The organism is Azospirillum sp. Sh1, from assembly GCF_008365135.1.
GTDB classification, from domain to species: domain Bacteria; phylum Pseudomonadota; class Alphaproteobacteria; order Azospirillales; family Azospirillaceae; genus Azospirillum; species Azospirillum oryzae.
This window is the reverse complement of sequence record NZ_VTTK01000034.1, coordinates 40,053-66,521: the sequence shown is the minus strand read 5'-3', so window position 1 is coordinate 66,521 and position 26,469 is coordinate 40,053. Positions and strand designations below refer to the sequence as shown.

The window sequence follows — 26,469 nt, the reverse complement described above, 5'->3', positions numbered from 1 at the left end:
CGCCGGGTTTCGATTGCGCCCACCTGCTTCGATTGCCCCCTCCCTAACCCTCCCCCACCTTTGGTGGGAGAGGGGACTGCCGCCGCTCTGCGACTGACTCCCTCTCCCACCAAAGGTGGGGGAGGGTTGGGGTGGGGGCAAGAGTCCGCACTGAAGTGACCCCTCCATGTCCTTCCTCCTCGTCCAGGCCCTCAGCGGGCTCGCGACCGCGGCGACGCTGTTCCTGGTGTCGTCGGGGCTGACCATCGTGTTCGGCGTGACGCGGATCGTGAATTTCGCGCATGGCTCCTTCTACATGGTCGGCGCCTATGCCGGCTGGTCGCTGATCGAGCGGTTCGGCGGCACGCCGGCCGGCTTCTGGGGATCGGTCGCCGCCGCGGCGCTGGCGATGGGCGTCCTCGGCGCCGCCATGGAGATCGGCCTGTTGCGCCGGCTCTACCGCTCGCCGGAGCTGTTCCAGTTGCTGGGCACCTTCGGCGTCGTGCTGGTGGTGCAGGACCTGACCGCCTGGGCCTGGGGGCCGGAGGATCTGCTGGGCCGCCGGGCGCCGGGGTTGAAGGGTTCCATCGACATCCTCGACCAGCCCTTCCCGCTCTACGACCTCGTGCTGATCGGCCTCGGGCCGGTGGTGCTGGGATTGCTGTGGCTGCTGTTCAACCGCACCCGCTGGGGCACGCTGGTGCGCGCAGCGACGCAGGACCGCGAGATGACCAGCGCCCTGGGCGTCGATCCGGCGCGGCTGTTCACCGGCGTGCTGTTCCTGGGCTGCGCGCTGGCCGGGCTCGGCGGCGCGCTGCAGGTCCCGCGCGAGGCGGTGACCCTGCAGATGGACGTTGCCATCGTTGTGGAGGCCTTCGTCGTCGTCGTGGTCGGCGGCATGGGCAGCCTGACCGGCGCCTTCCTGGCCTCGCTGCTGATCGGGCAGTTGCAGGCCTTCGGCATCCTGGTCTTCCCGCAGATCACGCTGGTGATCGTCTTCCTGTTCATGGCGGTGGTGCTGGTGCTGCGCCCGCATGGCCTGCTCGGCCGGGCGGAGGAAATGCCGCCGACCGCACCCGCCACGGTGACCGTGCCGCTGTCGGCCGAACGCCATGCCGGGATTTGGGCGCTGGCGCTGCTGGCGGTGATGGCGGCGGCACCGCTGGTCGCCGGCGATTACGCGCTGATCCTATTGACCGAAGTCGTCATCCTCGCCCTGTTCGCCGCGAGCCTGCATCTGCTGATCGGGCTGGGCGGGCTGGTGTCCTTCGGCCATGCGGCGTGGTTCGGGCTGGGCGCCTACGGCTCGGCCCTGCTCGTCAAGCACATGGACGCGCCGATGCCGCTGGCGCTGGCCGGCGCGCCGGTGCTGGCCGGGCTGGGGGCGCTGGTGGCGGGCTGGTTCTGCGTGCGGCGGTCGGGGCTATATTTCGCCATGCTGACGCTGGCCTTCGCCCAGATCGTCTGGTCCATCGCCTTCCAATGGTATGCGGTGACCGGCGGCGACAACGGCATCCTCGGCGTCTGGCCGTCGGCCTGGGCGGCGGGCAAGGCGGCCTATTACTGGCTGACGCTGGCGCTATGCGGCGGAGCGTTGTGGCTGCTGCGCCGGGCGGCCTTCGCCCCCTTCGGCTATGCGCTGCGGGCCGGGCGCGACTCGGGGCTGCGCGCCGAATCGGTGGGCATCGACGTGCGCCGCTTCCAGTGGATGGCCTTCGTGCTGGCCGGCGCAGCGGCGGGTCTGGCCGGCGGCCTCTACGCCTTCGCCAAGGGCAGCGTCTTCCCCACCCTGCTGGCGGTGCCGCAGTCGGTCGATGCATTGGTGATGGTGCTGATGGGCGGCATCCAGACCGTCGCCGGGCCGCTTGCCGGCGCCGCGGTCTTCCACCTGCTGGAGTCGGAGGTGATGAGCATGACCGACTGGTGGCGGCTGGTGCTGGGTCTCATCATCGTCGCGCTGGTGCTGGTCTTCCCCAAGGGCATCGTCGGCTTCCTGACCAGCTTCAGGAGGCGGACATGAGCGAGATGGTGGTACGAGACCTGCAACGCTCTTTCGGCGGGGTGCAGGCGGTGGGCGGCGTGTCCTTCACCCTGCGCTCCGGCGACCTGCTGGCGCTGATCGGCCCGAACGGAGCGGGCAAGAGCACCTGCTTCAATCTGCTGAACGGCCAACTGCGGCCCGACTCGGGCTCGGTCAGGCTGGACGGGACGGAACTGGTCGGTCTGCCGTCGCGGCGCATCTGGGCGCTGGGCGTCGGCCGCACCTTCCAGATCACCGCGACCTTCGCCTCGATGACGGTGGCGGAGAATGTGCAGATGGTGCTGCTGTCGCGTGCCCGCCGGCTGTTCGGGCTGTGGCGCCCGGCCGCCGCCCAGTTCCGCGAGCCGGCGCTGGACCTGCTGGACCGCGTCGGCATGGCCGCCCAGGCCGACCGCCCCTGCGGCGTGCTGGCCTATGGCGACGTCAAGCGGGTCGAGCTGGCAATGGCGCTGGCGAGCGAGCCGACCGTGCTGCTGATGGACGAGCCGACCGCCGGCATGGCCCCGGCCGAACGCCTCGCCCTGATGGCGTTGACGGCGGAGCTGGTGCGCGAGCGCGGCCTCGCCGTGCTGTTCACAGAGCATGACATGGACGCCGTCTTCGGCCACGCCACCCGCGTGCTGGTGCTCGACCGCGGCCGGCTGATCGCGGAAGGCTCGCCGGATCAGGTGCGCGCCGATCCCCGCGTGCAGTCCGTCTATCTGGGAGGCGAGGCATGAGCGAACCCCTGCTGACGGTGGACGGTCTCCAGGCCTGGTACGGCCGCGCCCACATCCTCGACGGCATCGCCCTGACCGTCGGCCGTGGCGAGGTGGTGGCGCTGATGGGCCGCAACGGCGCCGGCAAGACCACCACGCTGAAGGCGATCATGGGGCTGGTGGAGCGGCGTGCGGCGATCCTGCGATTCGAGGGCCGCGACCTGTCCGCCCTGCCCGCCCACCGCATCGCCCGGCTCGGCGTCGGCTATGTGCCGGAGGACCGCCGCATCTTCGCCGACCTGACGGTGGAGGAGAATCTGGAAGTCGGCCGCCAGCCGCCCCGCCCCGGCGCGCCCGCCTGGACACCGGAGAAGCTGTTCGCGCTGTTCCCCAACCTTGCGGAGATGCGCGACCGCCGCGGCACCCGGATGAGCGGCGGCGAGCAGCAGATGCTGACGCTGGCACGCACACTGATGGGCAACCCGTCGCTGCTGCTGCTGGACGAACCGTCGGAAGGACTGGCGCCGCTGATCGTCAGGCAGATGGCCGACGCAGTGCGGCGCCTGAAGGCGGAGGGGTTGTCGGTCCTGCTGTCCGAACAGAGCCTGTCCTTCGCCTCCGCCGTCGCCGACCGCGCCTGCGTCATCGAGACCGGCCGCCTGCGCTGGACCGGCACGATGACGGAGTTGACGGCGGATGACGGGGTGAGGGCGGCGTATCTGGCGGTGTGACCTAATCCCCCCTCTCCCCCCCGGGGAGAGGGCTTGTGCCGGCAGGAAAGGCAATCCGCCCTTACTTCCCCGCGACGCTGAGGTCCATCACCGACTTCGGGTCCAGCGACTTGTCGACCTGTCCTTCGGACTGCCAGAACTTCACCTGATTGACCACGTCATCCACCAGCAGGCGGGCCTGCGGGTCGACATAGGGCAGGCCGGCGGCGACGATCTCCGGCTTCTGCTTGGTGGCGTCGGCGATGATGCCCAACAGCTCGTCATAGCCGGGCCCCTTCACCAGAGCGCCCGAGGCGTCCTTGCCGTTGAAGGCGGCGTGGTATTCGGCCAGCGCCGTCTTGTAGGCGCGGACGAACTTCTCCACCAGCGGGCGGCGGTCCTTCATCGTCTTCGGCGCGGTGAACAGGGCGCCGAGCTGCCACGGCGTCTCGTCGCCGACCCAGCCCAGGATCTTGCCGGCGCCGTCGGTCGCCAGCTGCCGCGACACGGTGGACGGCGCGATGATGGCGTCGACCTGCCCGCCCTTGAAGGCGGCGACCATCTTCGGCACGTCCTGCAGCGGCACCATGGTCACGTCCTTGACCGTGAAGCCGTGCTTCTGCGCCAGCAGGCCGATCATGTAATGGAAGGTCGAGCCGACGGTGGTGATGGCGATCCGCTTGCCCTTCAGGTCGGCCGGCGTCTTCAGCCCGGCGTCATAGGCGGCGTTGGTCGCGAGGTAGGCGCTGAGCGGGAAGCCCGGCTCGTCGCGGCTCTGCGCGGCGATGATGGTGACCGCCCCCTTGGAGGCGAGGTTGTAGAAGCCGGCGGTCAGTCCGGTGACGCCGAAATCGACGTCGCCCGAGGTTACCGCGACCGGGACCTGCTGGGCCGAGGTGAACATCTTCAGCTCGACGTCCAGCCCTTCCTTCTCGAAATAGCCCTTTGCCTTGGCGATGAAGATCGGCCCGGAGGAGGACAGCGCCAGCGCACCGACCGTCGCCTTCTCCAGCGGCTGCGCCAGCGCGGCGGACATCAGGGTGCCGGCGGCAAACGCTGCGCCGGCTGTGGCGAGCACGGCGCGCCGGGTGAAGCGGGCAACGGTCGTGGCGGCGGTCATGGACGGAAATCCTCCCGATGATGGTTCAGGTTTCTTGGAATGAGGCGGTCAGCGCCAGTTCAGCAGGCGCCGTTCAAGCTGCGACAGCACGGTGCCGATGGCGAGGCCCAGCAGTGACAGCACCAGCACGCCGGCCAGCAGCGTGTCGGTCTGCATCAGGTTGCCGGCCATCAGCACGAAGGCGCCGATGCCGTATTCCGCCCCGATCATCTCGGCCGCCACCACCAGGATCAGCGCAATGGACGCAGTGATGCGGAAGCCGGCCAGGATGCCGGGCAAGGCCCCCGGCAACACGATGGAGCGCAGGATCGACCGCCAGGGCAGTCCGAAGCTCTGCGCCATGCGGATCAGGTTGCGCGGCACCTGGTCGATGGCGCTGTAGGTGGCGATGACGGTGGGGAAGAAGACACCGAAGCCGATGGTTGCGAATTTCGACGGCTCGCCGATGCCGAACCACAGGATGAACAGCGGCAGCAGCGCGATCTTCGGGATCGGGAAGAAGGCCGACACCAGCGGCACGCCCACCGCGCGGGCGGTGGAGAAGATGCCCATTGCAAAACCGACCAGCATCCCGCCCGCCGTGCCCATCACCCAGCCGACGGCGATTCGCGCCAGCGACGCCTTCAGGTTCAGCCAGAGCGAGCCGTCCGTCACCATGCCGGCCAGCGCATGGCCGACGGCGCTCGGCGGCGGCAGGAACAGCGGGCTGGCGAGGCCGAGGCGGCTCGCCCCTTCCCAAACCGCGATCAGCAGGGCGAAGGCGGCCAGCGCCGCCCAGGAATGGCGTTTTACGGTAAAACCGCCGCCACGGAAGCGAACCGGCTCGCCGATGGCGGCGGTGGGAGCGACATTAGGGTTCAGGCTGTCAGGCACGGGCGATCTCCCGGTCGGCCATCTGGGCTTCGGCCTTCATCAGGTGCCACAGGCGGTCGCGCACCTCGGCCAGATGGGCCTGCGCCGACGGCTCCTGCCGGCGTTCCCGCGGTTCCTCGATGGTGACCAGTTCGCGGATGCGGCCGGGGCGGCGGCTCAGCACGCAGACCCGGTCGGCCAGCCGCAGCGCCTCGTCCAGATTGTGGGTGACGTAGAGGGCGGTGGTCTTCTCCCGCCGCCACAGCTCCAGGAAATCATCCATCAGCAGTTCGCGCGTCTGGGCGTCCAGCGCCGACAGCGGTTCGTCCAGCAACAGCATCGCCGGGCGGACCGCCAGCGCGCGGGCGATGCCGACGCGCTGGCGCATGCCGCCAGACAGCTGTTTGGGCAGGGCGTTGCGGAACTCCGACAGCCCCATACGGCGCAGGCCGCTGTCGACGCGCTCGCGCCGCTCCGCGGTGGAGAGCCTGTGATGCTCCAGCACCAGGGCGATGTTGTCCTCCACCGTGCGCCAGGGCAGCAGGGCGAAATCCTGGAAGATGAAGGTGATCGGGTTCAGGCAGCCGTCCGGCACCTCCCCCTCCACCCGGATGCTGCCGGAGGTCGGGGCGACGATGCCGCCGGCGATGCCGAGAAGCGTCGACTTTCCGCAGCCGCTGGGGCCGATCACGGCCAGGATTTCGCCCTCCGCCAGCGTCAGGTCGATGCCGTCCAGGACGGTCAGATCGTCATAGCGGTGGGTCAGATCGGAAACGAGAAGCCTCATCGCGCCCTTTTATGCCCGCGCCCTTGTCGGCGGGGTCCGACTGTTCGTTGGGCCCGCCACTATAGCGCGGCGTTCCTCCTCTGGAGAGGGGAAAGGCTTTCCGCATTCCAGCCATACGGCAGTATGGTAGTGGCCGGAAGGCGTCAAGGCGCTGTCGGCTTCGCGACAGGGTTCGTCAGGCGATGCCGCTGACGGGGCCGGAACCGGCCGGCAGTTCCAGTGCCCGCAAGGCGGTGGCACAACGGCCGACGGCGGCCTCCGCCAGACCATGACGCTCGCTCAAGCCGGCTTCGTCCAGTTCGTCGGGGGTCATCGCCTGCAACAGGACGCGCAAGGTGCGGACATAGGTGCGCAGAAGCGTGGCTTCCTCGGCATGGTTGCCCAACAATCCCGCCTGACCGGCAGCATTCAGGGCGGCAAGCTCGCCGTCCAGCGACGCCGCGGCCATTTCGATGGCCAGGAGCGCCCGCGTCAGGCGGACATGCTTCAGAACGACGACGACGGCCATGTCCACCTCCCCTGCCGGCTGGAATGGCGAAGATGAAAGCAACGGCCGTGCCAGAGGTACTCAGCGCCGCCGCATCGACGGGTGCCACGCCGTGGTCAGCCGCTCCAACAGTGCCAGCGCGCCATAGAGGCCGGAGCCGGTCAGCGCCGCCACCGCAATGGTCGCCCACACGATGTCCAGGTTCATCCGCGCCACCTCGGTGGAGATGCGGAATCCCATGCCGACCACCGGCGTGCCGAAGAATTCGGCGACAATGGCGCCGATCAGCGCCAGGGTGGAGTTGATCTTCAACCCGTTGAACAGGAAGGGCAGCGCATTGGGTAGCCGCAGCTTCACCAGTGTCCGGCCATAGCCGGCGCCGTACGACCGCATCAGGTCCAACTGGATGCGCTCCGAATTGCCGAGTCCGGCCAGCGTGTTGATCAGCATCGGGAAGAAGGTCATCACGACGATGACCGCCGCCTTCGACTGCCAGTCGAATCCGAACCACATCACCATGATCGGCGCGATGCCGACGACGGGAATGGCGCTGGCGAGATTGCCGAGCGGCAGCAATCCGCGGGCAAGAAACGGCACCCGGTCGGCAAGGATTGCCACGAGGAAGCCGGCGCCGCAGCCCATCACATAGCCGCGCAGGACGGAGGTCAGCACAGTCTGGCGGAAATCGTCCCACAGCACCGGCGCGTTGGCCGCCAGTGCCGCGGCGATACGGCTGGGCGGCGGCAACAGGATCGCCGGCACCTGAAAACCGCGCACCAGCACCTCCCACCCCACCAGCAGGCCCAGACCGAACAGACCGGGCACGACGACGGAGCGCGTCCAGCCCGGCACCCCGGCCAGCACCCCCATCACCCGCCACAGAAGCAAGGTCGCCGCCACCAGGAACAGCCACAGCCCCCAGCCGGCCGACAGGTCCATTCCCTCTTTCAGCAAGTGAAACGGCAGGAGCCAGGCCAGCGCGACGCCGGCCAGTTCCGCCCAGGCTCCCCAGACCCGCTTCGGCGCCGACCGGCCGGCAATCACCGCCAGAACCACGCCGATCAGGAACAGCGGCGCCATGGTTCCGCCAAACCAGCCGACCGGCGCACCGTCCTGGCTGCCCAACGGCAGGACCAGCGCCGCCAGCGCCGGCAGGGCCACGGCGACCAGCCCCCAATCGGCGGCGCTGCGCAGGCTGGTGCGGTAGGGGTTCGTCATAGCCTCGCTCATCGCGCGCCCGCCCGGCCCAGCAGGACCAGCTCCAGCCCGCGCACCACCCCGATCAACGCCACCGACAGCAGCGAGGCCATGATCAGCGCCGCCCAGATTTGCACCGTTTGCCCATAATAGGACCCCGACAGCAGCCGCGCCCCCAGCCCGGCCTGCCCACCGGTCGGCAACTCGCCGACGATGGCGCCGACCACGCTGATGGCGACCGACACCTTGAGGCTGGCGAACAGGAAGGGCATGGACGCCGGAAGCCGCAACGACCAGAAAGCGCGCATCCCGCTCGCCGAATAGGTCCGCATCAGATCGAGCCACAGCGGATCGGCGGAGCGCAGCCCCTTCACCATGCCCACGGTGATCGGGAAAAAGCACAGATACATGCAGATCACCGCCTTCGGCAGCAGCCCGGTCAGCCCGATGTTGCCGAGAATGACGACGATCATCGGCGCGATGGCCAGGATCGGGATGGTCTGCGATGCGATCACCCAGGGCAGCAGGCTGGCTTCCAGCGTGCGGGTGTAGACGATCCCGGCGGCCAGCAGGATGCCCAGAACCAGCCCCATCGCCAGCCCGGTCAGCGCCGCCTCCGTCGTCACCCAGGTGTGGAACAGCAGGTTGCGCGGGCTGGTCGGCGCATAGCCGGTCAGGGAATTCCACAGCTCCACCACCACCTGATCGGGGGTGGGCAGGATCGGCCGCTTCATCGCATAGGCCTGGGCCAGCACGTCACCGAAACCGGCAGTCCTGCCGGCACGGGCCAGCGCTTCTGCCGCCTGCGGCCAGTTCAGCCACGCCGCCCCGATGTACCAAGCCGCCAGCAGGAGCAGCGTCATCACCGTCACGGGAAGCGCGCGCTTAGTCATCGTAGCTGTGCCCTTCCTTCAGCCCCTCGCGCACGCGGTGAGCGATGGCGGCGAATTCCGGCGACTCGCGGATGTCCAGCGTGCGCTCACGCGGCAGCGAATCGCAGTCGATGACGTCGAGGATGCGGCCGGGCCGCGGGCTCATCACCACGATGCGGGTGGAGAGGAACACCGCCTCGGCGATGGAATGGGTAACGAAGACGCAGGTCTTGCCGGTCGCCCGCCACAGCTGGGTCAGATGCAGGTTCAGATGGTCGCGCGTGATCTCGTCCAGCGCGCCAAACGGCTCGTCCATCAGCAGCAGGTCGGGCTGCAGGGCCAGCGCGCGGGCGATGGACACCCGCTGCTGCATGCCGCCGGACAGCTGCCAGGGGAACTTGCGCTCGAACCCCGACAGACCGACGCGCTCCAACTGTTCGCGGGCGCGCTTCTGACGTTCGGCCTTGGGAAGCCCCATGATCTCCAGCGGCAGCATGACGTTGCGCTCCACCGTCCGCCAGGGGTAGAGCGCGGGAGCCTGGAAGACATAGCCGTAGAGCCGCTTCAGCCGCGCCTGTTCCGGTGTCATGCCTTCGATGGCGACATGACCGGAGGTCGGACGTTCCAGATCGGCGATCACCCGCAACAAGGTGGTCTTGCCGCACCCGCTGGGACCGATCAGAGAAACGAAATCGCCCCGGGCGATGGTCAAATCGACCTCGCTCAGCGCCGTGACCGGCTTGTCCGTGGTGGGATAGACCAGCGAAAGTTTGCGCGCCTCGACAACCACCGACGATGCTGCCGGCGACATGACCGGGTCGGAGCCTTGCCGGGCAGCGGTCGCCTCCCGGACATCGGGCGGATTTGGGAAGGTCACGGGCGGCGGTCCTTCACAACGCGGATTTTGGGGACCGATCCTATCGTATCGGCCGGAAATCATCCTGTCGGCAAGCTATCACCGCCCCGGTTGCGGCACCAGGGTTGCAGAAGTCCAACCGTCCTGGACGGATGCGTCAAGACGCAGCCAAACTGCAAATTTCAAAGGATGTGCAATTGGCATGCGGGCGCATGCTCTGTATTCTCGCGCCGCCGGACACGCGTCATGCGTGAAGGGCAACCGAAAGGAGGTGACGCGAGTGAGAAAATTCCTGAAGTGGCTTGGCCGCTTCTGGTTCAAGTTGAAGTTCGAGTTCGAAGCGGGCTTCAACGCGGACCAGAACAGGTAAGCCAGCAATGGCGGGGCCGGGAAACCGGTCTCGCCATTCAGGAAAGCGCCTCGCGTCACCTCCTGACCCCGGAGATTACCACGCCCCCCGCCATTTTCAAGGCGCGGGCGAAGGCTCCCCCGCCCGACACGCTCCGCGGGTGCGGACAGTGTATCGAAGGGGAATGGGCGAAAGAACTGGACGGACGGCACCATGCCGGAACAGGATCACGCCCCTTCTTCGCAACACCCTCAAGACATGCCCACCGCCAAGCCGCCCCCCAGCCTTGAGATCACGCGCGAGGACGGCGCGGCCGGTGCCGTGTTCGTGGCGACGCCGGTGCTGACTCCGGTGATCCGCACGCGCTATCTGCTGATCGCGGGACTGCTGGCGACCGGCTTCATCGCCGGGGCCGGTCTGGCGCCCGACGAACTGGCCCGCATGCTGCAATGGCTGGCGGTCTTCTGCGCGGTTCCGGTGCTGCTGCTGTGGGTGGTGATGCTGACCGAGACGGTCCGGTGCCGGGCCGTGCGGCTGGGCGTAACGGCACGCGGGCTGACGGTGGACGGTTCACGCATCCATCCGCACGAGACGATACGCGATCTGGCGCTCTACCCGATGGTGGGCGGAAAACCGCTGTTCGTCGCCTGGATCGACCCGGCACACGATTACGGCCACAAGGCGGAGATGACTCTCGTCGCCGGCAACGTCGCGCCCAACGATGCGGTGAAGGCGGAGTTGAAGGCAGCGGGCAGCCGCAACGTGCGGCTGGTCATGCACCGGCGCGCCGGGCGCAAGGCGATCGTGCTGGTGCGCGGCCTGACCCTGTCGGGCGGGCAGACCCTGCTGGCCGCCCTGGCGGCGGAGCTTCGCGCTCACAGCCGCTAGATCGGAGCGCGTAAAATCGGAATCGATTTGGAGCGTGAATCCGATCGCCAACCATAAAGCCACAGCGTCGTGCGTTTCATATCAAACGCACGACGCTGTGGAGCGTCGCAATACAAAAACCGGGGATCAGCGGCGCGGGATGGCCGGCGGCTCCGGCAGGTCCTCCTCCAGGATAACGACGTTCAGGGCGTAGGACACTTCGCCCTCGTCCTCGTCACGGTTCAACGTGCCGAAGAACTCGCCATCCACCGTCACTTCGGCCGACTGGCCGGCCTTGGCCGGCGGCTCGATCACGATCTTCGGATTGCCCAGCGTCTTGCGCAGGTACATCTGCACGCGGGCGATTTCGGTGTCGGACATCCGGACGACGGACGGCTTGGCGGGCGGCATGGCGAACCTCGTTGTCTGCGAAGGAGCGTCATATAGGCGGCTTCGCCGCGAAGGGAAAGCGATACCTCGCCGGATCGGCCCCTTCCCGCCGGAGATGCGGAACCTGCTCCGGCTCCGCCCATCGTCCACGCGGGGTAACGCCGGCACAGGCCGCCGCCCCGAAAGAGCGGGGTCCCCGACTGGTGGAAAAGGCTATGCTCCCGGCGGCGGTACGCAACCCGGCATCGGGCGGCGCATAGGATCATGCCCGTGCCGGAGGCTGCCGCGCAGACGAAGGATGGAACGCCGTGACGATGACCCCGACCGCAAGCCACGCCACCCGCCGCAAGACAGGAGGGTGGAGGCGCCGCCTTGAAGCGACCGTCCTCACGGCGGCGCTGCTGGCCGCCCTGCCCTTCGGCGGCGCGCTGGCGGACACTGGAAAACGCGTGGCGCTGGTCATCGACAATGGCCGCTACACGGCGCTCGACAGCCGGTCGGAACAGGCCGCAGCCAATGCCTCGGCCATGTCGTCGGCCTTGCGCAACGCCGGTTTTTCGGTGACGCGGGCCGACAATGTCGGGCGGATCGCCATGGAATCGGCGCTGGAACGCTTCCGCGAGGCGCTGTCCGGTGCCGACCTCGGCTTCGTCTATTACACCGGCCTTGCCGTCGGGCTGGGGGAGCGGGAATTCCTGCTGCCGGCCGACGCCGCACCAACGGGTGCGGAGGACCTGCCGCGCGCCGCCCTGGACCTCGATACCCTGTTGAGCGACCTGCGGGACAGCGGACGCAAGGCGGTGGTGGTGATCGACCCCGGCATCGCCGAGGCCCTCGCCCAGCGGGTCGGCGGCGGCGCGCTGGGCACGCCGATGGACGCGGACGGCCTGTTCGTCGTCTACGCCCACCGTCCGGGCGTGCCGCCGGTGCCGCCCAAATCGGGCAAGGGTCCCGATCCCTTCACCGCCGCGCTGGCGCGCGAGATGGTCAAGCCCGGCGTCGCCTTCCGCGATTCGCTGGCCGAGGTGGCGCGTGCCGTCGCCGAACGCAGCGACGGCCGGCAACTGCCCTGGCTGCAGGACCGGCTCGGCAGCAATCTGGTGCTGGTGCCGGCCGTGGCATCGGCGCCCGCCAAACCGCCAGCCACCCCGCCAGCCGCGTCCACCACATCTCCGGCAAAGGAGCCGCCGGCGAAGGAACCGCCCGCGGTGACCACCCCCAGCCTTCCGCCCGGTGAGTACGAGATGGCGAAGTCGAGCGTCCTGTTCGACCGGCCGGCCGTCGGTGCGCGCGGCGTCGCACAGCTGTCGGCCGGCAGCATGGTGACGGTGTTGGAGGCTGTACCGGAAGGAAGCTGGCTGCGCGTGCGCGACCCGGCCGGCCGGACCGGCTACCTCACCGCCGGCGTGCTGGCCACCCGCTGGGCCGACCCGTCGCCGCTTGCCGCCCGTGCCCGTGGCCCGGTGGAGTCCGGCCCCTCCTTCGGCGATCCCGGCATGGAGCAAGGGGTGGAGCCGCCGGCCACCGGCAATTCCGATCCGATCCGCACGGAGCAGCCGCGCAGCTTCCCGTCCACGCCGCCCGGCACCGGCTTCACCGTTCCGGACAGCCCGGCGGTCGAGGCGGAACAGCAGGCGATGCGCGTGCTCGGCGACGCCCGCACCGCCGCGGAACGGGCGCGCAGCCGTCCCGACAGCCGATACTGGAGCTACGGCTTCTCCGGCGGCGACCGTTACGAAGGGACCTGGGCGCAGCCGTCCTCCGGTTTGGGGCTCGGCCGGCCGATCCGCCAGGGGGCGGGTGTCTACCACTTCGCCAACGGCCAGACCTATGAAGGGGAATGGTCGGGCGACCTGATGTCAGGCTATGGCGTGATGACCTTCACCGACGGCAGCCGGTTCGCCGGGCGCTTCCGCGACGGCCAGCCGGACGGGCCGGGCGTCTTCCACTACGCCAATGGCGGACAGAGCGCCGGCCTGTGGCGCGGCTCCGTCCGCCTGGACCAGTAAGACCACGGCCGGGTAAGACGGCGGCCGGGCCGGGATCAGCGCGGCTTCAGCGCCTCCACCACCTGCAGATGGCCCTGCAGCGCCCCCAATGTCAGGGCGGAGTTGCCGTTGGCGTCCATCCGGTAAGGGTTGGCGCCGCTGTCGAGCAGCAGCTTGGCCACCGCCTCGTGCCCGTTGTTGGCGGCGTACATCAACGCCGACCAGCCATAGGCGGTGGTGCGGTCGACCATCACCCCGTGCTGGATCAGCGTGCGCGCCACGTCCTGATGGCCGCGGGCGGCGGCGGCCATCAGCGCCGTCTTGCCGTCGCTGTTGGTGGTGTCGAGATCGGCGCCGCCGTCGGCCAGCGCGCGGACCACCGCATCATGTCCGCCCCAGGCGGCGTACATCACCGCCGTGGCACCGTCGGAAGTGCGCAGATCGGTGCGGGCGTGACGGTCCAGCAGCACCCGCACCGCGTCGGCCAGCCCCTGTTCGGCGGAGATCATCAGCAGGGTCTTGCCATTCTCCAGCCGCGTATCCGGACTGGCCCCGGCCTGCAGCGTGCGCGACAGCTCCGCCGGGTTGCGCAGCAGGGCCAGCACCGATTCGCGGTCGCCCAGACCCGGAGTCGCCTTCACCGGCGCCGCCGAACTTCCGCCGCCGGTGCCGGACGCGGTGCCGGTGGACGGACCGCTATAGGCACGCTGCTCGCTCGCCGCGCGGATACGTTCGGCCAGATCGGGGCTGGCGGGCGAGATCATCTGCGCCCGTTCGTAGAAGCGCTTCGTCTCCGACCAGTCGCCGTCGCGCTCCGCCAGCATCGCCCAGCGGCGATAGGTGTCCTCCATGGTGGTCAGCAGTTCCGCCACCTCGGGCGCCGTCGGCGCGATCTGACGGATGCGCTGCACCGTCTCGAAAGCGTTGTCGCCGGGCGGGGTGGTCAGGCGTTTGCCGGCGATCTGGCGGCGCGCCTGATCGACCATGCTGCGCACGCGCTGGGCGGTGTCGGCGTCGGGGACGGCGACCTGGGGCACGGCGGGAACGGCAGGCGTGGCCGATGGGTCCTCCAGCGGCGGCAGCGAGGCCACGCCCGGCGCCGCCTCCGCATTGCCCGGCGACGCGGAGGGCTTGGCGGCGGCTGACGGCTGTGACTGAGGTTGCGACCCGGCCGACGGCAGCGCGGCGGTCTCGACCGGTGCGGCCGCAGGCGGAGTGGCGGTCGAGCCGGGCACCGCCGCCTTCGCCACCGTCTGGGTGCCGCCCGCTGGCGGCTGCGCGTTCTGGGCCGGCGTCTTCTGGGCATCGGCCGTGGCGGCCGGACGCGGGGCGGGTGCCGTCGCGGCGGGCGGCGCCGACGTCGGGGAGGAAGCGGCGGGCGCCACAGGAACGGAGGCTGCCGGAACCGACGGGGCGGCGCCGGGCGTGGCCGTGCCGGTATCGGCGGCAGCCTGCCGGCTGGCGGCCGGAGCCTCGCTGCCGGTCAGCCCCAGCACCGTCCGCTCGACCGCATCGCGCGCGCGGACCCAACCCTCTTCCACCATCGCCAGCGCCCGGTCGGGGAAGGCCCCCGGCATGGCCGTGGCGATGGCGGCACCGGCGGCGCCCAGCAGGACCAGCGTGGTCAGCGCCGCTCCGGCATAGAGCCCGGTCCGGCGCGGCGCCCGCATCGTCTGGCCCGGGCCGACCCCCGGATACCCCCGGCCACGGTAGTCGGTGACCGGCCCCTCCGCACCGGCCATCGGTCCGGGATCGCGGCCGCTCCACGCCTGATCGTCCGACCAGCGGTGATCCTGCGACCGGTCTTCCTGCCGCTCACCCACCGACCAGTCGTTCGCGGGCGGAATTGCCGCCGACTGGGGCGGCGGCGTCAGGACCGGCACCGGACGTGCGGCCGGCGATACGGCGGCATCCTGCGGCTCGTCGAGGGAGCCTCCGGCGGGCGACATCCGGTAGATCACGCCCATGTCGCGCAGCACCTCCGTCAGCCCGGCCCGCGCCAAGGTTCCTTCCAGTTCGGGCGTGCCGCAGAGAAGCACCTGCATGAAGCGGCCCGACGGCGTTTCCGCCCGCGTCAGATCGACCAGATCGGTCAGTACCGGCGGCGCCAGCACGGCGGCGTTCTCCACCGCCAGCAGCCCGGAACCGGCAAGCTCCAGCCTTTCCTCCAGCGCGGCGATCAGGGCGTCGAAATCGACCTCGCCGCCGTCCTCCCCGGCGGCAAGATCGGGCAGCGCACCGGTGCCGGCGGCGGCGACCAGATCCTCCAACTCGGCGCCGAGCGACGCCGCGACCGGCAGCGCCATGGCGCCGTCCGCCTCGACATGCTCGACCAGTTGGCGGAACAGCGCGGGACGGCCCGACCCGGCATCGCCCACCAGCACCAGCAGCCTCTTGCGGGCCAGAAAGGCGAGAACCAGTCCATCACGGATCTCGGCCGCCGTGGCACCGGCGGCTTCGGAAACGGGATCGTGGTGGCCCGGAGCGGCGCGCCGGGCGCGCGAGGTATGTTTCGGGGCAGAACGGTCCATGGACATCTCAAGACGCCGATCAGTGAAGGATGCGCTCATGAGACTCTAGTGATGCCCCCCGCAAGCCCCGACGGGGCAAAGGGCGGTTACCCCCTCTCTTCCGGGGTGGGTGGATTGACCCTTCCGGCACGAAAGCATCCCTGGCCCGCCGATCGGGGGAGCGGTATAGGGTTTCCCCCGAAAATCGGTCATCTTCCACCATCCGGACGGCGGCAGGCATGCGACTCGGAATCGATTTGGGCGGCACCAAGATCGCTGCCGTGGCGCTGGATCGGGACGGGACGGAACTCGCCCGCCACCGCCGCCCCACCCCGCGCGGCTACGACGCCACGCTGGATGCGCTGGCCGAGACGGTGGCCGCCCTCATTCCTGCTGACCATCCCGCTGGCGACACGCGAGGCGTCGGCATCAGCCTTCCCGGCGTGGTCGATGCCGCGGCCGGACGGGTGCGCGCGGTGAACCTGCCCTGGCTGGAGGGCCGTCCTTTCGCCGACGATGCGGCGCGGCGGATCGGCCGGCCGGTGCGGATCGCCAACGACGCCAACTGCTTCACCCTGTCCGAGGCGACGGATGGGGCGGCGGCCGGAGACGCGCCAGTGGTGTTCGGAGTCATCCTGGGCACCGGGGTCGGCGGCGGCATCGTGGTGGATGGCCGCATCCTGCCCGGCGCCAACGGGCTGGCCGGCGAATGGGGCCATGCGCCGCTTCCCTGGCGCGAGGAGGCCGACGGCCCGCCGGTGCCCTGCGGCTGCGGCAAGACCGGTTGCCTTGAGACCGTGCTGTGCGGGGCCGGTCTGACCCGCCTGCACCGTCATCTGACCGGCGAGACACTGGAGCCGCCGGAGATCGCCGCCCGCGCCCTGGCCGGCGATGCCGCCGCGGCCGGCACGCTGGCCCGGCATGCCGATGCGCTGGCCCGGGCGCTGGCCCCGGTGCTGAACCTGCTGGATCCGGACATGGTGGTGGTCGGCGGCGGCCTGTCCGCCCTGCCCGGCCTGTGCGAAGCGGTGACGCGGCGTTGGGGCGCCTGGACACTGGCGGCCGATCCGCGCACCCGGATGGCCGTCGCCCGTCATGGCGCCGAAAGCGGGATGCGCGGCGCCACCCGCCTGTGGCCGGACTGAGCGTCACCACCTTCGCGACGGCAGCCGCAACCAACGGTCACGGAGTGGCACGGGACTTGCGCATTCTTTTGCCGGACCGAACGGGGGTACGCCCATGATGCGGAAAAAAGTGGGGACGCGGGCTGTGGGCAACAGCGTCCATTTGCATTTTGCAAACCGGAACGCGACGCGGGCCGGAAAACCGGCAGCGCGTTTGCATTCTGCAAATGACGCTGGTGCTATTCAGGGCACCGGACGCCATCTGGAGCATGCCTGCGCAAGCCTGCAGAATGCGGCTGTCGAACTGGAAACGGTGCTGGCAAGACTGCCCGGCGACGAGCAGGCCGACCTGCATGAGGCGATCGGGTCGATCATGGAGACGCTGCAGCTGATCGCATCGACCCATGCCCGGCTGGAACCGCCGATCGCTGCCGATTGACCCGACGACAAGCCGGCCGGCGAATTGAAGGACGACATGAAAAAGGGCGGCCACGAGGGCCGCCCTTTTTCATGTCGTCCGACGGCAGTGGCCTGCTCAGTCGGTGATGGTCTGCCAGAAGAAGAAAGCGACGGCGAGGACCATGATGGCGATGTCCATGGGAACGACTCCTGTGGATGACGGCGGATGGGCGTTTCACGTCGATCTATACGACAGTTCGCCGGCCGGTGGCAGTGCTTCCGTTCCCCTGCGGCGGTTTTTCATCCCCTGGGCCGGTCTGACGACCGATCCGCACAAAAAATTCCACTGGACGGACGGTGCCCATGGTCGGGACAACGCCCGAATCCGGAGCGGCTCCACGGTCGCTAAACCCGATGGCCGGCCTCGGACGGCCGTCGCCCGTCAGCGCAACTCTTTGTAAGCAAAAGAGTTTTTTGCTCAGCCGTGCCGCCCGCATCAATGGCCGGCCACGCCCGAGCGGCGGCCCGCCCCCTTTAAACTGCGGATTCCAGACGGAAAAACCGCAGCGCTATGACTTTTTTCAGGGGTTGCCTTCCCAGGGGGCTTTCTGGCAAGAAAAAGGCCGCTGAAGTCAGCGGCCTTGAGTTTAGGGAGGAAACGCCCAAGAAGGGCGAAGCAGCAATCGCTTGCTGCACTGCAACAGTATCAGAACCCGGGGGTCCTGCAACCCCCAAAGCCGGCCCCTGCGTGGGGCCGCAGCTTTTGGCGGGATCTGTTGCTGATCGGCCACATCAAGCCCGCTCCTTTCATCGGGACGCTGGCCGTTTTCCCCTCCCGCCCGTTACTCACCTGCGGCGTGCCGGTTCCGGTCAGCCGCCGCATCCCGACAGGCAGCGGCGCGAGGAGCCAGCATTGACCCTCATCCCACCATCCGCTTTCACGGAATTCGACGCGTTCACCGCGGCACTGGACGGACGCACCCCCGCCCTGTTCCTCGATTATGACGGAACGCTGGCCGCCATCGCACCGCGCCCCGAATTGGCGGTGATGCCGGACGAGGCGCGCGCGGTGGTGCTGCGGCTGTCGGCACTTTGCCCCGTCGCCTTCGTCAGCGGACGCGACCTGGATGACCTGATGTCGATGGTCGCGGTGGACGGGCTGGTCTATGCCGGCAGCCACGGCTTCGACCTGCGCGGGCCGGACCTGCGTCGGCAGGTGGGGGTGGAGTTTGTTCCCGACCTCGACGCGGCCGAACGGCTTCTGCGCGACCGGCTCGGCGGTATCGCCGGCGCTCTGGTGGAGCGCAAGCGCTTCGCCATCGCCATCCACACCCGTCAGGTCGCGCCGCCCGACAAGCCGCAGGTCGGCGAAGCCGTCCGCGCGGTGGCGGCGTCCCAGCCGCGCCTGCGCATGACCGGCGGCAAGGAACTGTTCGAGCTTCGCCCCAACCTGCCCTGGGACAAGGGCCGCGCCGTGGTCACCCTGCTGGAGACGCTGGGGCTGGAGGGAAACGGCACCCTGCCGATCTATCTCGGCGACGACGAGACGGACGAGGACGCCTTCCGGGCGCTGGCCGGCCGGGGAGTCGGCATCCGGGTGATGGAAAGCCCGGAGGAGACCGCTGCGACTTGGAGCCTGCACGATCCGGCGGAGGCCACGGCGTTCCTGGGGCGGCTGGCAGACTGGCTGGCGGAGGCGTGAGGTCGCTTCGGCCGCTGCCCCCTCCCCAACCCTCCCCCTCTTCGAGGGAGAGGGTGCCTTATGCGAAGCGGCGGCAGTCCCCTCTCCCACCGAAGATGGGGGAGGGTTAGGGAGGGGGCATTCGCCAGCCGACGCCTTCCGCATTCACCAAGCCTAAACCGTCAGCCCGCTATCCTGACCGCTCAACCAGCCGGACAGCGCGTCATGGACATCGGATCAGCCATTGGACCGGGCACCACCGCCACGCCCTACCGGCCGCAGGCCAGCGCGCTCGACGGACTGCAGGACGCACAGGCGCGGACCGACGCGGCGTCGGAGCAGATCGCGGCGGGCAACCTGGACCCGGCGGTGGTGCTTGACCTGACCTCCGCCCAGGTGGATTTCGCCGCGAACGCCAAGGTGCTGCAGGCGACGCAGGAAAACAGCCGCCGCCTGCTCGACATGCTGGCCTGAGACCCTGAACCCGGATCAGCGCGGCTTGTTCGGGCCGTAAATCTTGGGTTGGCTGAAGTTCAGGTGGTCGAGAAGCCCCTGGGTGGCGCAGCCGTCGACCGGCAGTTTCGCCGCGCGCTGGTAGGAGCGGATCGCCGTGCGGGTGCGCGAGCCCATCTTGCCGTCGACCGTTCCGGCATTGAAGCCGTGCTCGTTCAACGCCTCCTGCGCGCCGGAGATGAAAGCCCGGCGCATCTCGTCCGGCAGATTGTCGGTCTCGCAGGCCGCGAAGGCCGGGGTCGCCAGCAACATGGCGCCGCAGAGGGCCGGAAGAAGAAGTCGGTTCATGGATCGGTTGCTCCAGATCGTTGGGGCCGCAGCCTGTTGAAACAGCCGAGCCCAGCCTTGCATTCCAGAATGCTGGGAATCAAAAAGGGCGGCCGCAAGCGACCGCCCCTTTTTTTCGTTCCGACCCGTCAGCCGCCGGCGGCGTGCGCGTCGTCGCTCTGCCCCTTGATCCGCGAGGCGAGGGCCGCCTCCAGGAAGGGATCGAGCGCACCGTCCAACACCGCTTGGCTCTGCGAGGTTTCCACCTCCGTCCGCAGATCCTTCACCATCTGGTAGGGGTGCAGGACATAGGATCGGATCTGGTGGCCCCAGCCGATATCGGTCTTGGTGGCTTCCAGCGCGGCGGCGGCATCCTCGCGGATCTTCAGCTCGCGCTCGTACAGGCGGGCACGCAGCATGTCCCACGCCTTGGCGCGGTTCTTGTGCTGCGACCGTTCCTGCTGACAGCTCACCACGATGTTCGTCGGGATGTGCGTGATGCGCACCGCCGAGTCGGTCTTGTTGATGTGCTGGCCGCCGGCGCCCGACGCACGGTAGGTGTCGATGCGGCAGTCCTTCTCGTTGATCTCGATGTCGATCTTGTCGTCGATCACCGGGGATATCGAGACGGCGGCGAAGCTGGTCTGGCGCCGCGCCTGGCTGTCGAACGGGCTGATGCGCACCAGACGGTGCACGCCGGCCTCGGTCTTCAGCCAGCCATAGGCGTTGTGGCCCTTGATCTGAACGGTGGCCGACTTGATGCCGGCCTCTTCACCCGGCGTCTCGTCCAGCCACTCCGTCTTGTAGCCGTGCTGCTCCGCCCAGCGGGTGTACATGCGCATCAGCATCAGCGCCCAGTCCTGGGCCTCCGTGCCGCCGGCGCCGGCATTCACCTCGACGAAGCAGTCGTTGGCATCGGCCTCGCCAGACAGCAGGCTTTCGATCTGCAGCTTGTTGGCGCGGTCGCGCAGGCCGTAGAGCTGGGCCTCGGCATCGGCGACGACGGTGGCGTCCCCTTCCGCCTCGCCCATCTCGATCAGCTCGAGGCTGTCGGACAGGTCGCGCTCCAGCGCCCGATAACCGGCGACGGAGGTATCGAGCTGGGTACGCTCGCGCATGATGGTCTGGGCCCGCGTCGGGTCGTCCCAAAGCTTGGGATCCTCCGCGAGGTTGTTCAGTTCGTCGAGACGCCGCAGTGCATTGTCCCAGTCAAAGATGCCTCCTCAGCAGCGCCAGCGATTCTCTGATCTCGCCGGCGGCCGCTTCGATCTCGGCCCGCATGGCGGTGCCTCCTCGTCAGCCAGAGTTGAAGGGTTTGTCGGCTGCATATGTAGCCGCTCGTTCCCCGCCTTGCACCCCCTTAATGACCGCGGGCAGGCCGACCGGAAGCCCGTAATGGGAAGGCTTGCCACTTTCGTGTATGGCCCAGCCCCTGCTTGGAGGTCCTAACCGTTTGGGATCATCGGCCCGGTTCATTTCAGAGTACGTCCCAAATCCGGCTGCACAACCCTACCGCGGCGGCCGGGAATTCCCGAAATCGAGGTTATGGTCGCCATCGTTCCGCGCCTTTTTTGCGCGTTTCCGCGCGAGCCCTCTCTTGTGCGGATGCATGGACGCGCGACCACCTCTGCCGGGGGCATGATGAGCTTCACCAGCCTGAATTTCCTGCTGTTCATCACCGTATTCAGCGCCGGTTTCATGGCGCTGGCCCGCACCCGCGCCTTCACGCCCTTCCTGCTGGTGGCGAGCTACATCTTCTACGGCTATTGGGACTACCGGTTCTGCGGCCTGCTGGCGCTCAGCACCTTCATCGACTTCTATTGCGGGTTGAAGATCGCCGATTCCACCGACCGGCAGACCAGGAAATTCTATCTGTTCCTCAGCCTGGGCACCAACCTGGGCATGCTGTTCTTCTTCAAATACTACAACTTCTTCGCCGACAGCGCCGAGGTGGCGCTCGCCTCGCTGGGGATCGAGATCGGGCGGCGGACGCTCGACATCCTGCTGCCGGTCGGCATCTCCTTCTACACCTTCCAGAATCTCAGCTACGGCATCGACCTCTACACCGGTGAGTTGAAGCAGCCGGAACGCTCGCTGGTGCGCTATGCCAGCTTCGTCGCCTTCTTCCCGCAGCTGGTGGCCGGCCCCATCGTGCGGGCGCGCGACCTGCTGCCGCAGATCCAGCAGCGCCCGCGCGACATCCCGTTCGAGGAGCGCTTCGCCGGGCTGGAGAAGGTGATCTGGGGCTATTTCCTGAAGATCGGGCTGGCCGACAACGCCGCCGTGGTGGTCGATGCCCGCTTCCACCAGCCGGAGTTCTTCAACGCGCTCCAGCATGTGATCGGGCTGATCTGCTTCTCGCTGCAGATCTACGGCGACTTCGCCGGCTATTCGCTGATCGCCATCGGGCTGGCGCAGATCTTCGGCTACACCATGTGCCCGAACTTCGCCCGGCCCTATTTCGCCACCGGCATGCGCGATTTCTGGCGGCGCTGGCACATCTCGCTGTCCACCTGGTTCCGCGACTATGTCTATGTGCCGATGGGCGGCAGCCGCACCCGCTGGCTGCGCATCCGCAACGTCGTCATCACCATGCTGATCTCCGGCCTGTGGCACGGCGCCAACTGGACCTTCGTCCTGTGGGGCGCGCTGCATGGCGGGCTGATGCTGGTGGAGGACGGCACCCGCCGGCTGGCCGCCCTCAGCCCGGTGCGGCTCAGCGGTCCGGTGCTGGCCGCCGGGCGGCTGGTAATGGTCGGGCTGGTCTTCGCCGTGGTGACGCTGACCTGGCTTCCCTTCCGCGCCGACAGCCTGCACACGGTCTGGACCATCCTGGGCATCATCGCCGACGGCGATTTCGGGCTTCAGCAGGGCAACCAGCAGGCCAGTTCGCTTCTGCGCGTCGCCGTCACCGGGCTGATCGTGCTGATTGTCGACGCGATGATCGAGCGCGGAGCCGGCCGTCGCTACGCCGGGATGAATGTGGTGGCGCGGTCGATGGCCTGCTCCGCCCTGATCCTGGTGATGCTGCTGTTCGGCAGCTTCGCCAACCACGCCTTCATCTACTTCCAGTTCTGACCGGACGGAGCCCCTTCCCATGTATCGCCTTCTGGCTTGCATCGTGCTGATCCTCGCCACCGTCACGGCGATGGACCGGGTCCTGGCATCGGCGCTGGGCGGCCTGCTGCTGCGCTCCAGCGACCGCTTCATGGCGATTTACCGCCCATTCGAACCGGAAGCCGAATTGCCGGGCATCAAGCCGCCCGCCAAGCCGCCCGCCGACGGGGGGCAGCAACCGAGCCCCCTGCTGGTGAAGGCCGCCCTGAAAGCGGAGCCGCGCCCGATCCCCGGTCCCGCCGACGTGCTGGTGCTCGGCAACTCGCGGGCGGACAACCATTTCCCCGTCTCCGCCCTGCAGGACATGACCTGCGGCCGGGCACTGAATTTGGGGATGGGCGGGGCGCCGACCGTGCTGTCGGCCCTGCTGTGGGAGGATTACGTCGAACGCCACGGCGCGCCGCGCCTGCTGGTGCTGGAGCCGACCGGCGTGGTCGACAACCCGCACGATCTCGCCGACCTGCCGCTGCTGGCCTACTACTCGCCGCGCATCGACGCCTTCGTCCGGCAGGAGAACGAAGAGCTGTGGATGGCCAACCACGCCTTCCACCTGATGACCTTCAACAACAACCAGACCATGCGGCTGATCGCCGGCCTGGTGAAGCCCGCCGCCGACCGCACACTGGTGGGCGCCATCCCCGACCCGATGAAGGCGCAGCTCGCCGCCGCGCCGGAAGAGGTGATGACCGCCAGTGACGCCAACTGGCAGGCGCTGGACCACATCATCCGCAGCGCCCAGGCGCACGGCACCCGGGTGGCGGTGGTCATCACCCCCTATTTCCCGACCTATGCCGGCAAGCTGAAAAATTTCGACGCCTTCTTCGCCGAACTGAAGAGCCGCCTGCCAGCCGGCATCACCGTGGTCGACGCCCGCCGCGCGGTGGACAAGGACGAGCTGTTCATGGACGCCCTGCACGTCAACGAGGATGGCGTGCACGCGATGTTCGCCGCACTGGAACCGGCGCTGCGCCCGCTCGGAACCTGCCCGGTGGACGCGCTGGCCTCGCTGTCGGCCGCAGGCACGACGCACTGACCGCGACAACATCGTTCCGTAGCGAATACAAAAAAGGGGCGCCCACAATGGGCGCCCCTCTTCTTTTGGCTCAGTAGAGCCCGCCGGTTCCCAGCGTCGCCGCGGCCGGCGGAGCCGGCACACCCGGCTGTTGCGAGCCGAAGCCGCCTGTGGCGTTCGGATCGCCCAACATGGCGCCGGCACCTTGCGAGGAGCCGTCCAGCACCACCTGCGGCTGATCGGGGTTGGGCTCGGTGCCCGGCAGGAAGGCTTCCCATATGGCGCGGTTGTCGCCCGGCTGTGCGAGTTGGCCGTTGGCCGGATTGACGCGGACGAGGCGCAGGCCGGGCGGCACGCGGAACGGCGTCGCCGGCTTGTCCTTCAGCGCCACCTGCATGACCTCCTTGAACACCGGCACCGCGGCGGAACCACCGGTCTCATGGCCGCCCAGCGAGCGCGGCTGGTCGAAGCCGATGTAGGTGCCGACCACCAGATCGGGCGAGAAGCCCATGAACCAGGCATCGTGGCTGTCGTTGGTGGTGCCGGTCTTGCCGGCCAGCGGCTTGCCCAGCGAGCGCAGCGCGGCGGCCGTTCCGCGCTGGACCACGCCTTCCAGGATCGAGACGATCTGGTAGGTGGTGCGCGGGTCGTTCACCTGCTCGCGGGTGTCGGGCACCGCCGGCACCGCCATCCCGTCCTTCCAGGCGACGTTGTTGCAGCCCTCGCACGCGCGGTTGTCGTGGCGGAAGATGGTCTTGCCGTTGCGGTCCTGCACACGGTCGATGAAGGTCGGCACCACCCGCTTGCCGCCGTTGTCCAGCATGGCGTAGGCGGTGGCGAGCCGCAGCACCGTCGTCTCCCCGGCGCCCAGCGCCATCGGCAGGTAGGGCTGCAGGTTGTCGACGATGCCGAACTTCTCGACCAGCGCCTTGACCTTGTCCATGCCGATCTGCTGGGCAAGGCGGACGGTCATGACATTGCGCGACTTCTCGATGCCGACGCGCAGCGGGGTCGGGCCGTAGAACTCATGGCTGTAGTTCTCCGGCCGCCAGACCGGCTGTCCGCCGCCCGGGTCAAAGGAGAAGGGCGCGTCCATCACCAGCGACGACGGGGTGAAGCCCTGGTTCAGGGCCGTCAGGTAGACGAAGGGCTTGAAGGACGAACCCGGCTGGCGCAGCGCCTGCGTGGCGCGGTTGAAGACGCTCATGGCGGGAGAGAAGCCGCCGACCATCGCCAGCACGCGGCCGGTGTGGGGGTCGAGCGCCACGAGACCGCCCTGCACCTGCGGGATCTGGCGCAGGCCGTAGCTGCCCGGCGGCAGTTCCTTGGCGGCCGACTTGTCGTTCTTCTTCGCCGGCTTCTCGTCCTCGTCCTTGGCGGGCGGGCCGCTCACCGGCTCGACCAGCAGGATGTCGCCCAGCTTGGCGACGTCGGACGGCTTGCGGATCGCCGGACCGGCGACGTCGCCGTCCTTGGAGGCGCGGGCCCAACGCAGTTCGGACAGCGGGATGCGGCCGCGGGTGCCGTCGGCCACTCCGATGTCCAGACCGTCCGCCTGATCGTCCTTCAGCACGACCGCCAGCTTCCAGCCCTCCGACCCGGCGGGCGGCGGCATGGCGGCCAGCTTCTTCGGCCAGTTGTCGAAATTCTCCATCTTGGCGATGGGACCACGCCAGCCATGGCGGCGGTCGTAGGCGATCAGCCCGTCGCGCAGCGCCTTGGTCGCGGTCACCTGCAGCACCGGGTTCATCGAGGCGCGGACCGACAGCCCGCCCTCGTACAACGCCTGATCACCGTAGAGCTTCACCAACTCGCGCCGGACCTCCTCGGAGAAATACTCGGCGGTCACCACCTCCTGCTCGTCGCGCTTGCGGGTGACCAGCGGCCGTCCTTGCGCGGCCTTCGCCTCGTCCGGCGTGATGTAGCCGTCTTCCGCCATGCGGCCGATCACCCAGTTGCGGCGGGCGACGGCGGCGTCGTGCTGACGGTCCGGGTTATAGTTGGAGGGCGCCTTGGGCAAGGCCGCCAGAAAGGCGACCTCCTCGATGCTCAGCTCGTCCAGCGCCTTGTTGAAATAGTTCAGCGCCGCCGCCGCCACGCCGTAGGAACGGTTCCCCAGGAAGATCTCGTTCAGGTACAGCTCCAGGATGCGGTCCTTGGTGAAGGTCCGCTCGATGCGGATCGCCAGGATCGCTTCCTTGATCTTGCGGGCGAAGGAGACCTCGTTGGTCAGCAGCATGTTCTTGGCGACCTGCTGCGTGATCGTGCTGGCGCCGACCGGCCGGCGCTCGCGGCCGAAATTCTCGATGTTGGTCAGGATCGCACGCAGGATGCCGATCGGATCGACGCCCTGGTGGGCGTAGAAATTCTTGTCCTCGGCCGCCATGAAGGCGTTCATGACCTGACGCGGCATGGAGTCGATCGGCACGAAGATGCGCCGTTCCGACGCGAATTCCGCCATCAGGCGTCCGTCGCCGGCATAGATGCGCGTGGTCACCGGCGGCTCGTAATTGGCCAGCTTGGTGTAGTCGGGCAGGTCGTGGTCGTAATGCTCGAACAGGAAGACCAGCCCCCCGGCGCCGGCAAGAGCCAGCATCACGAAGGCCATCAGCAAGGACAAAAGAAGGCGCATGACCGATCCCGCAAGAAACGA

At 68.7% G+C, this 26,469-nt stretch carries 23 protein-coding genes; 11 read left to right on the top strand and 12 right to left on the bottom strand.

Features of this window, described 5'->3' with window-relative positions; translation table 11 throughout:
- The first annotated feature begins 166 nt into the window (after positions 1 to 166).
- The 3 genes from FZ029_RS25915 to FZ029_RS25905 are packed head-to-tail and all read left to right on the top strand — an operon-like array spanning position 167 to position 3,449.
- Complete coding sequence (locus FZ029_RS25915) at positions 167 to 1,999, top strand: ABC transporter permease (RefSeq protein WP_149272559.1); 1,833 nt, start codon at positions 167 to 169, stop codon at positions 1,997 to 1,999.
- Positions 1,996 to 2,739 (top strand): ABC transporter ATP-binding protein, encoded by a 744-nt coding sequence (locus FZ029_RS25910; RefSeq protein WP_149272558.1) that lies wholly within the window; start codon positions 1,996 to 1,998, stop codon positions 2,737 to 2,739. Before FZ029_RS25915 ends, FZ029_RS25910 begins: the two co-directional genes overlap by 4 nt.
- Positions 2,736 to 3,449 carry an ABC transporter ATP-binding protein gene (locus FZ029_RS25905; protein WP_149272557.1) on the top strand — a complete coding sequence of 238 codons (714 nt, stop codon included), beginning with the start codon at positions 2,736 to 2,738 and terminating at the stop codon, positions 3,447 to 3,449. The genes FZ029_RS25910 and FZ029_RS25905 overlap by 4 nt, the downstream gene beginning before the upstream one ends.
- Positions 3,450 to 3,510: 61 nt before the next feature.
- Here FZ029_RS25905 and FZ029_RS25900 read toward each other — a convergent pair whose 3' ends face one another.
- From FZ029_RS25900 to FZ029_RS25870, 7 genes are all read right to left on the bottom strand, one after another.
- On the bottom strand, positions 3,511 to 4,548 hold the full coding sequence (locus FZ029_RS25900) for an ABC transporter substrate-binding protein (protein WP_149272556.1): 1,038 nt from the start codon (positions 4,546 to 4,548) through the stop codon (positions 3,511 to 3,513).
- Positions 4,549 to 4,596: 48 nt separating this feature from the next.
- Positions 4,597 to 5,421, bottom strand: coding sequence for an ABC transporter permease (locus tag FZ029_RS25895; protein WP_149272555.1), 825 nt, complete (start codon positions 5,419 to 5,421; stop codon positions 4,597 to 4,599).
- On the bottom strand, positions 5,414 to 6,187 hold the full coding sequence (locus tag FZ029_RS25890; RefSeq protein ID WP_136705154.1) for an ABC transporter ATP-binding protein: 774 nt from the start codon (positions 6,185 to 6,187) through the stop codon (positions 5,414 to 5,416). Before FZ029_RS25890 ends, FZ029_RS25895 begins: the two co-directional genes overlap by 8 nt.
- Before the next feature lie 175 nt (positions 6,188 to 6,362).
- Positions 6,363 to 6,695 carry a hypothetical protein gene (locus FZ029_RS25885; protein WP_149272554.1) on the bottom strand — a complete coding sequence of 111 codons (333 nt, stop codon included), beginning with the start codon at positions 6,693 to 6,695 and terminating at the stop codon, positions 6,363 to 6,365.
- A gap of 60 nt (positions 6,696 to 6,755) precedes the next feature.
- Positions 6,756 to 7,892, bottom strand: a complete 1,137-nt coding sequence (locus FZ029_RS25880; RefSeq protein WP_247892505.1) for an ABC transporter permease — start codon at positions 7,890 to 7,892, stop codon at positions 6,756 to 6,758.
- 8 nt (positions 7,893 to 7,900) lie between these two features.
- Complete coding sequence (locus FZ029_RS25875) at positions 7,901 to 8,764, bottom strand: ABC transporter permease (RefSeq protein ID WP_149272552.1); 864 nt, start codon at positions 8,762 to 8,764, stop codon at positions 7,901 to 7,903.
- Positions 8,757 to 9,554, bottom strand: coding sequence for an ABC transporter ATP-binding protein (locus FZ029_RS25870; protein WP_149272567.1), 798 nt, complete (start codon positions 9,552 to 9,554; stop codon positions 8,757 to 8,759). The genes FZ029_RS25875 and FZ029_RS25870 overlap by 8 nt, the downstream gene beginning before the upstream one ends.
- 652 nt (positions 9,555 to 10,206) lie before the next feature.
- Between FZ029_RS25870 and FZ029_RS25865 the strand changes: the two genes are divergently transcribed.
- Positions 10,207 to 10,836: a hypothetical protein gene (locus tag FZ029_RS25865; RefSeq protein WP_149272551.1), complete on the top strand. Its 630-nt coding sequence runs from the start codon at positions 10,207 to 10,209 to the stop codon at positions 10,834 to 10,836.
- Positions 10,837 to 10,962: 126 nt separating this feature from the next.
- Here the strand turns inward: FZ029_RS25865 and FZ029_RS25860 are convergent, their stop codons facing one another.
- Complete coding sequence (locus FZ029_RS25860) at positions 10,963 to 11,226, bottom strand: DUF3126 family protein (RefSeq protein ID WP_085088058.1); 264 nt, start codon at positions 11,224 to 11,226, stop codon at positions 10,963 to 10,965.
- Positions 11,227 to 11,519: 293 nt separating this feature from the next.
- Here FZ029_RS25860 and FZ029_RS25855 point away from each other — a divergent pair, with 293 nt between their 5' ends.
- Entirely contained in the window at positions 11,520 to 13,214 is a 1,695-nt protein-coding gene (locus FZ029_RS25855; protein WP_149272550.1) for a caspase family protein, read from the top strand.
- Between the two features lie 35 nt (positions 13,215 to 13,249).
- Here the strand turns inward: FZ029_RS25855 and FZ029_RS25850 are convergent, their stop codons facing one another.
- Complete coding sequence (locus FZ029_RS25850; RefSeq protein WP_247892504.1) at positions 13,250 to 15,724, bottom strand: ankyrin repeat domain-containing protein; 2,475 nt, start codon at positions 15,722 to 15,724, stop codon at positions 13,250 to 13,252.
- A gap of 218 nt (positions 15,725 to 15,942) precedes the next feature.
- On the opposite strand from FZ029_RS25850, the gene FZ029_RS25845 reads away from it, so the two are divergent.
- The 4 genes from FZ029_RS25845 (at position 15,943) to FZ029_RS25830 (ending at position 19,381) form a co-directional block, all read left to right on the top strand.
- On the top strand, positions 15,943 to 16,848 hold the full coding sequence (locus tag FZ029_RS25845; protein ID WP_149272548.1) for an ROK family protein: 906 nt from the start codon (positions 15,943 to 15,945) through the stop codon (positions 16,846 to 16,848).
- A gap of 124 nt (positions 16,849 to 16,972) precedes the next feature.
- Positions 16,973 to 17,266 carry a hypothetical protein gene (locus tag FZ029_RS25840; RefSeq protein WP_246457537.1) on the top strand — a complete coding sequence of 98 codons (294 nt, stop codon included), beginning with the start codon at positions 16,973 to 16,975 and terminating at the stop codon, positions 17,264 to 17,266.
- An 873-nt stretch (positions 17,267 to 18,139) separates the two neighbouring features.
- The gene (gene otsB, locus FZ029_RS25835; protein WP_149272547.1) at positions 18,140 to 18,928 is read left to right on the top strand and encodes a trehalose-phosphatase; all 789 of its coding nucleotides are present in this window, start codon (positions 18,140 to 18,142) and stop codon (positions 18,926 to 18,928) included.
- 204 nt (positions 18,929 to 19,132) lie between these two features.
- The gene (locus FZ029_RS25830) at positions 19,133 to 19,381 is read left to right on the top strand and encodes a hypothetical protein (protein WP_109075311.1); all 249 of its coding nucleotides are present in this window, start codon (positions 19,133 to 19,135) and stop codon (positions 19,379 to 19,381) included.
- 15 nt (positions 19,382 to 19,396) lie between these two features.
- Here the strand turns inward: FZ029_RS25830 and FZ029_RS25825 are convergent, their stop codons facing one another.
- Both FZ029_RS25825 and prfB read right to left on the bottom strand, forming a co-directional pair.
- Positions 19,397 to 19,708, bottom strand: coding sequence for a peptidoglycan-binding domain-containing protein (locus FZ029_RS25825; RefSeq protein WP_149197582.1), 312 nt, complete (start codon positions 19,706 to 19,708; stop codon positions 19,397 to 19,399).
- A 128-nt stretch (positions 19,709 to 19,836) separates the two neighbouring features.
- Positions 19,837 to 20,968 (bottom strand): peptide chain release factor 2 gene (gene prfB, locus FZ029_RS25820; RefSeq protein ID WP_108546617.1). Its coding sequence is split into 2 segments (ribosomal slippage): positions 19,837 to 20,898 and positions 20,900 to 20,968, totalling 1,131 coding nucleotides; the frame shifts between segments, so codons are not numbered across the junction.
- A 357-nt stretch (positions 20,969 to 21,325) separates the two neighbouring features.
- Here prfB and FZ029_RS25815 point away from each other — a divergent pair.
- Together FZ029_RS25815 and FZ029_RS25810 are read left to right on the top strand one after the other, a co-directional pair.
- Positions 21,326 to 22,765, top strand: a complete 1,440-nt coding sequence (locus tag FZ029_RS25815; protein ID WP_247892503.1) for an MBOAT family O-acyltransferase — start codon at positions 21,326 to 21,328, stop codon at positions 22,763 to 22,765.
- 19 nt (positions 22,766 to 22,784) lie between these two features.
- Positions 22,785 to 23,837: a hypothetical protein gene (locus tag FZ029_RS25810; protein ID WP_149272546.1), complete on the top strand. Its 1,053-nt coding sequence runs from the start codon at positions 22,785 to 22,787 to the stop codon at positions 23,835 to 23,837.
- A 70-nt stretch (positions 23,838 to 23,907) separates the two neighbouring features.
- On the opposite strand, the gene FZ029_RS25805 is transcribed toward FZ029_RS25810, so the two are convergent.
- Positions 23,908 to 26,448: a penicillin-binding protein 1A gene (locus FZ029_RS25805; RefSeq protein WP_149272545.1), complete on the bottom strand. Its 2,541-nt coding sequence runs from the start codon at positions 26,446 to 26,448 to the stop codon at positions 23,908 to 23,910.
- Positions 26,449 to 26,469 lie beyond the last annotated feature (21 nt).

Bases quoted from the DNA above. Each gene is read 5' to 3' on its own strand.
- FZ029_RS25845 (WP_149272548.1), top strand. From the start codon at position 15,943: ATGCGACTCGGAATCGATTTGGGCGGCACCAAGATCGCTGCCGTGGCG.
- FZ029_RS25875 (WP_149272552.1), bottom strand. From the start codon at position 8,764: ATGACTAAGCGCGCGCTTCCCGTGACGGTGATGACGCTGCTCCTGCTG.
- FZ029_RS25825 (WP_149197582.1), bottom strand. From the start codon at position 19,708: ATGAACCGACTTCTTCTTCCGGCCCTCTGCGGCGCCATGTTGCTGGCG.
- FZ029_RS25885 (WP_149272554.1), bottom strand. From the start codon at position 6,695: ATGGCCGTCGTCGTCGTTCTGAAGCATGTCCGCCTGACGCGGGCGCTC.
- FZ029_RS25865 (WP_149272551.1), top strand. From the start codon at position 10,207: ATGCCCACCGCCAAGCCGCCCCCCAGCCTTGAGATCACGCGCGAGGAC.
- FZ029_RS25815 (WP_247892503.1), top strand. From the start codon at position 21,326: ATGATGAGCTTCACCAGCCTGAATTTCCTGCTGTTCATCACCGTATTC.
- FZ029_RS25880 (WP_247892505.1), bottom strand. From the start codon at position 7,892: ATGACGAACCCCTACCGCACCAGCCTGCGCAGCGCCGCCGATTGGGGG.
- FZ029_RS25860 (WP_085088058.1), bottom strand. From the start codon at position 11,226: ATGCCGCCCGCCAAGCCGTCCGTCGTCCGGATGTCCGACACCGAAATC.
- FZ029_RS25805 (WP_149272545.1), bottom strand. From the start codon at position 26,448: ATGCGCCTTCTTTTGTCCTTGCTGATGGCCTTCGTGATGCTGGCTCTT.
- FZ029_RS25870 (WP_149272567.1), bottom strand. From the start codon at position 9,554: ATGTCGCCGGCAGCATCGTCGGTGGTTGTCGAGGCGCGCAAACTTTCG.
- FZ029_RS25850 (WP_247892504.1), bottom strand. From the start codon at position 15,724: ATGGACCGTTCTGCCCCGAAACATACCTCGCGCGCCCGGCGCGCCGCT.
- FZ029_RS25905 (WP_149272557.1), top strand. From the start codon at position 2,736: ATGAGCGAACCCCTGCTGACGGTGGACGGTCTCCAGGCCTGGTACGGC.
- FZ029_RS25855 (WP_149272550.1), top strand. From the start codon at position 11,520: ATGACCCCGACCGCAAGCCACGCCACCCGCCGCAAGACAGGAGGGTGG.
- FZ029_RS25915 (WP_149272559.1), top strand. From the start codon at position 167: ATGTCCTTCCTCCTCGTCCAGGCCCTCAGCGGGCTCGCGACCGCGGCG.
- FZ029_RS25890 (WP_136705154.1), bottom strand. From the start codon at position 6,187: ATGAGGCTTCTCGTTTCCGATCTGACCCACCGCTATGACGATCTGACC.
- FZ029_RS25910 (WP_149272558.1), top strand. From the start codon at position 1,996: ATGAGCGAGATGGTGGTACGAGACCTGCAACGCTCTTTCGGCGGGGTG.
- FZ029_RS25830 (WP_109075311.1), top strand. From the start codon at position 19,133: ATGGACATCGGATCAGCCATTGGACCGGGCACCACCGCCACGCCCTAC.
- FZ029_RS25810 (WP_149272546.1), top strand. From the start codon at position 22,785: ATGTATCGCCTTCTGGCTTGCATCGTGCTGATCCTCGCCACCGTCACG.
- FZ029_RS25900 (WP_149272556.1), bottom strand. From the start codon at position 4,548: ATGACCGCCGCCACGACCGTTGCCCGCTTCACCCGGCGCGCCGTGCTC.